A 4769-nucleotide genomic window follows, 5' to 3' on the forward strand; every position below is an offset into this window, starting at 1 on the left:
ACAGGAGAATATTCTGCTCAAAAGTAATTTCATCCGCTGGACAGGATTTGTACTGATCTACATCCCGTTGGCGCTTATCAGTTACGTCAGCCGTGACGCGTGGAGCTTTTCTACCACTGTCTGGTTCCCGGCCGCCCTCGTTCTGGCGGCGCTGATCTACACGCCGCCACGCGACTGGCCTTTATGGCTTGTCTCGGCGGGGTGTTTGCATATGCTGAGTGGTTTATGGATTGACCGTCCGCCGTTGCTGGCCGCTATTTTCGCGATTTTTGACCTTTTGGTGCTGCCCCTTTGTGTGGTTGCGCTGCGAATCCGCCCGCGTTTATTACCTCACGCCTTTTGTCGTGATCCGGTTATCGGAACGCTCATCGATGCCTTACTTCTTACGTTCTGTACGTGCACCGGCAGTGCGTTGCTGGGCTTCTGTTTGATGCTGGCAGGTTATCCTGTGGCTCAACCTCATTTCACGTCCTGGGCCCTGGCTGCGCTAACGGCAATGTTAGCGGTCTTGCCGCTTTTGCGTGCCGCTCCAAAACCTTTTAGCCAGCGCGATGACGGAATAATCGTGCTGAATGTCGTTCTGTTGCTGGCGCTGTATGCTGCACCAGTAGACTACGGGCACTATGCGTCAGAACTGTTGTGGTTCCAGTATTCCTGTCTGATATTAAGCGCTCTTGCGCTTTCATTTCGCGCAACCGCGTTTCTGCTGTTACTGCACTACGGCATCGTAATACTGGCCACGCTAGCGGGTTATGGACTGTTTTATCGTTCTTCTCAGCCGCCCTGCTGTATGGCCATTTGGCAGGCGCAAAATTATCTGGTTTTTTCGTGCCTCACTGTAACGTGCCTGGCGCAGTTTATTGCAAGCCAGCGTCAACGGCTTGCACATGCGGCCAGCGAACAGGATGTGCTCAGGTGTTTTTCTCACGTGGGATCGTGCCATCTCTTCACGCTGACGATGCCTGACGGTGAGCTACACTGGTCAGGCTCTCCAGGGCTATTTTTTCCTCAGAAAACGTTCCCGGTAAGTACGCTTGAGCTGCTTGAAGCGCACTGTGAAGCGCCTTTTCTCGCTGAATTTCATCACTGGCACGCCGGAACGAAAGCGACCCCTTTCCAGCAGACGGTCACCTTATGGCAACTATCTGGAACGCGCATTCCCTGCCTGTTAATCATTCAGCAGGTTCCGGGGCAGGCTCAGCTTGTCGGCGGCATGGCGAAGCTGCAGGAGCCTTGCTGCTGATGGGCAGGTAGGGTGCGTCTGGACAGGATAATTAGTGGATTGTTAGTGACGGATCTGCGCCAGGTCGTCTTCAGTCAGACCAGTCATTTGCATGACGGTGTTGCGGTCGATGCCGTTCTGCAGCATGTTACGGGCAATTTTCAGGGTGGCTTCGCGCTCACCTTCTGAACGACCTTCTTGTCTGCCAAGCTGGATACCTTTCTCGATACCTTTCTCAATACCCTTCTGTTCGAGCTGTTGCGCGATGGTCATAAGTGCGTCTCCGTGTTGCGGCACACGCTGTGCCAGTTCGCGTACAAAGGCTTCGGCGTCGGATGTTTCGCCTGCCTGTACGATATAGTGTACCAGCGATATCACCTGCGATGAAGACAGATGTCCGGCCAGCAAAATGGGCGCCAGCCGGTCGACCAGTTCTGCCAGGTCCCGTTGATGAATATGCTTCTGTAGCAGGGTCAGGGCCGCCATACTGCGGTGGCCAGCGATTTCATCGTCCGGAATGACAGTAACATCAAACAGCGGAAAAGCTCCGTTGTAAAGTTTTTCTGCCAGTGCCGGATCGTCAAACTCATCCAGCCATCGGGTGGAGTACGGATACGGGCTGCGTTTACCCGTATAGAACAACACCGGTATTACCAGCGGCAACTTTTTATGGCCTGCCTCCAGGTGGCGCTGCATGGCGGCCACCGCATAGCGGATCAGGCGAAAGGCCATATGTTTGTCTGGCGTTGACTGGTGCTCGACCAGGACATGAATGTATCCATCACCGGCAGTGGTCTGCAGGCTGTAGAGCACGTCGCTGAAATACTGACGAAGGTTATCCTCGACGAACGAACCGGATTCCAGCTTTAGCGTGCTGAGATCGCAGACAGCGCGCAACTCTGCTGGCAGGTGGAGCTCCATGAAATCATGGGCAATATCCGGCTGAGTCAGGAACTGCCGGAACGTGGCGTCGTGGGGAGTGGGTGTACTGCTTTTCTTCATCATCCCTGGCTCTGAAAAGTAACCCAGCGATGTTATCACAGCCTGGAAAACGCTAACATTAACGGCTGTAAAGAATACTGAATGCCATGCGTCATCGTGTATCGAATGGTAATGCTGAGGCGCTGAACAGCAAGGTCAGACGACTGTTAATGAAAACCAGGGGATACCGAAACCGGAAGTGCTTCAAACCTGGCGTGATGTTCCACTACGGAAAGCTGAATATGACGTTCTGAGCTTTCTCTCCATGATCAGGGCCCCCTGAAAAATAGAGTTTTGTTCGCGCCTGCAAGAAGGTTTTTAGACACTTTGCATGGGTGGATTTTCACCACATCGCAAAAAAGGACAAAAGCGCGTCACTACATGCCCAGAATCGCATGTCTGTTGAGTGATGGTCTTGTCAGATTTTGCAACTGGTATGCCTGCATGCGTTATTTTTCCCTGACAAAAATATCAGCCGCAACGCATTACGGCTGAATAATAAGGCGCGTGTTAACGGCAACGCATCCATTCATTAAGATTAATTAGCATCTGCATGCACTTATCAAGTTGCTCTATAGTTATGTACTTATCAGGCTTGTGCCCTTGAGCCATACTGCCAGGCCCGCAAATCATTGTTGCGATGCCAGCCTCATCAAAAAGGCCGCCTTCAGTGCCAAAGGCAACCGTCGAAAAGCGGTCATTGCCGCTCCATTGCGCCAGCCATCCGGCAAATTCAGACTGTGGATCGGTAAGTAAACCCGGATACTGACTCAGCACACTGAAGTGGATCTGACTTTCTGCTGCATGGGTGACAGCAACTGCTGTCTGGCATACGTTTTTGCGTCATCTATCACGCTTTGCACGCCAGTCTCCGGCAGTTTGTTCACCACTGAACGCCGCACAACTGCCGCTGGCGTCAATTACTGTCACCTGGCGGTATCACTAAAGCGATCTTCTGCTAACGCCCTTTTCAGTGCCTGCTCCGGCGTTAATCCTTCTTCGAGCCGCGCCAGAATCTGCTGACCCAGCGCCGGTAACGTAATGTTCTGGCTTGAAACTGCGCCAATGCCTGCCACCAGCCACGGACAACGTGCGCCAACGGCAATGCTGGAGGAGCTCAGGATGCCGACCGTCTGCTGGAGCACTGCGCCAATTCCTTTGTTGGCTTCGTCACCACCTTCGATCGCCGCTTCCGTCAACGTTTCGACTCACAGGCTATCGACGCGCTGATTGCCGAGGTGAACACCGCCATTTTTCAGGCAGAAAACGAGTAAAGCACTAACACCAGGCAAGCGCCCGCTACAAGACGGGCATCTAATAACAATACGCTATGCAGAAGGTTCTCATGAATAAACAGAAAGGCCAGTACACCCGCTGTGACGCATTAAAACCTGGCCTGAGCGCCGCAGCTGTGGCCTCTGTGGCCCCGATGTTCATCTCGCGACCGGCTCAGGCCGCAGACGTGACCACCCTAACCGTTGCCGATGTGGGCGGCCCCTATGGCTCCGGTTTCAGCAAAGCGTTTTATAAACCGTTTGAAGAAGCGAGGGGGATTAAAATCATCAATACCGTACTGGGTCCCGATCCGGTGCTGCAATTTCAGATGATGGTCGATACCAAAAATTACCTGTTCGATGTGGCGCTGCTTAATCCTGAGCATCTGGTGCGCCTGAACAAGCTGGGCAAGCCTTATCTGGAAGAGATATTGCGCGCAAGGTGAAGGAAGCGTTAGAGATGGTGGAACTCGGCCATGCCGCGAAACGCTTTCCACGCGCTTTGTCGGGTGAGCAGCAGCGCGTGGCGCTGGCGCGTTGCCTGATCTATCAACCGAGCGTCATTTTGATGGATGAACCCCTGGGCGCGCTGGATCGTAAACTGCGCGAAGCCATGCAGATGGAAATTAAGCGTATTCACCGCGAATCCGGGGCCACCATTATTTTTGTGACCCACGATCAGGAAGAAGCACTGGCGTTGTCCGATCGTATCTGCCTGATGAATGAAGGTAAAATTGCGCAAATTGATACGCCGGAAAACATCTGTCAGCAACCGCAAACAACCTTCGTTGCTGAGTTTATTGGCTTGTCCAATATTTTGCGTGGAGAAATACGGCACGATACGCTGGTCAATCAGCAAGGGAACTTTGCCCTGCCTGCCACGAGTACGTTACAGGGCCAGGCTGCACTGGTTATTAGCCCGGAGCACATTCGACTGTGTGCCGCGCAGGATGCGCTGGTACACGGTAAAATTAGCGAACGCATCTATGCAGGGTCTGAAACGCGATTAGTGGTCACGCTGGATCATGGCGAGCGTTTTATTGTGCGCAGTAGCCAGGCTTTAGTCGGTGCAATAGGAAATACGGTTTCGCTGAACTGGAATCCAGAAAATGCGCGACTGCTCACAATGTAAAATCGCTTAACGTTAAAGAGGCTTACAAGCCTCTTTAACGATCATTGAATAGGTCGATATTAACACGTTAAGCATGAGGAGAATGTTTTATTCATAAATCAACGGGGTGAATAGCATGGCCGGAAATAATAAATCCTTAATGTTCACTCATCAGTTTAAA

4 protein-coding genes and 3 pseudogenes are annotated in these 4769 nt (G+C 52.4%); 4 read left to right on the top strand and 3 right to left on the bottom strand.

Annotation, left to right across the window (positions count from 1 at the left end; translation table 11 throughout):
* Positions 1-1243 (top strand): diguanylate cyclase family protein (locus QRY16_RS21385; protein ID WP_289777992.1); only part of this gene is annotated, 1243 nt, incomplete at its 5' end.
* A 42-nt stretch (positions 1244-1285) separates the two neighbouring features.
* Here QRY16_RS21385 and QRY16_RS21390 read toward each other — a convergent pair.
* Positions 1286-2227, bottom strand: coding sequence for an Rpn family recombination-promoting nuclease/putative transposase (locus QRY16_RS21390; RefSeq protein WP_289777993.1), 942 nt, complete (start codon positions 2225-2227; stop codon positions 1286-1288).
* A 71-nt stretch (positions 2228-2298) separates the two neighbouring features.
* Between QRY16_RS21390 and QRY16_RS21395 the strand changes: the two are divergent.
* Positions 2299-2457 (top strand): annotated as a pseudogene (locus QRY16_RS21395) (transposase); the annotation flags it as partial.
* 256 nt (positions 2458-2713) lie between these two features.
* Here QRY16_RS21395 and QRY16_RS21400 read toward each other — a convergent pair.
* Both QRY16_RS21400 and QRY16_RS21405 read right to left on the bottom strand, forming a co-directional pair.
* A pseudogene (locus QRY16_RS21400) lies at positions 2714-3090 on the bottom strand (acetylornithine deacetylase); the annotation flags it as partial.
* Positions 3068-3357, bottom strand: a pseudogene (locus QRY16_RS21405) (DUF1028 domain-containing protein); the annotation flags it as partial. The pseudogenes QRY16_RS21405 and QRY16_RS21400, both read right to left, overlap by 23 nt.
* A 191-nt stretch (positions 3358-3548) precedes the next feature.
* On the opposite strand from QRY16_RS21405, the gene QRY16_RS21410 reads away from it, so the two are divergent.
* The gene (locus QRY16_RS21410) at positions 3549-3923 is read left to right on the top strand and encodes a type 2 periplasmic-binding domain-containing protein (protein WP_289777994.1); all 375 of its coding nucleotides are present in this window, start codon (positions 3549-3551) and stop codon (positions 3921-3923) included.
* 14 nt (positions 3924-3937) lie between these two features.
* The gene (locus QRY16_RS21415; protein ID WP_289777995.1) at positions 3938-4609 is read left to right on the top strand and encodes an ABC transporter ATP-binding protein; all 672 of its coding nucleotides are present in this window, start codon (positions 3938-3940) and stop codon (positions 4607-4609) included.
* Positions 4610-4769 lie beyond the last annotated feature (160 nt).

Source organism: Mixta mediterraneensis, from assembly GCF_030283135.1.
GTDB classification, from domain to species: Bacteria; Pseudomonadota; Gammaproteobacteria; order Enterobacterales; family Enterobacteriaceae; genus Pantoea; species Pantoea mediterraneensis.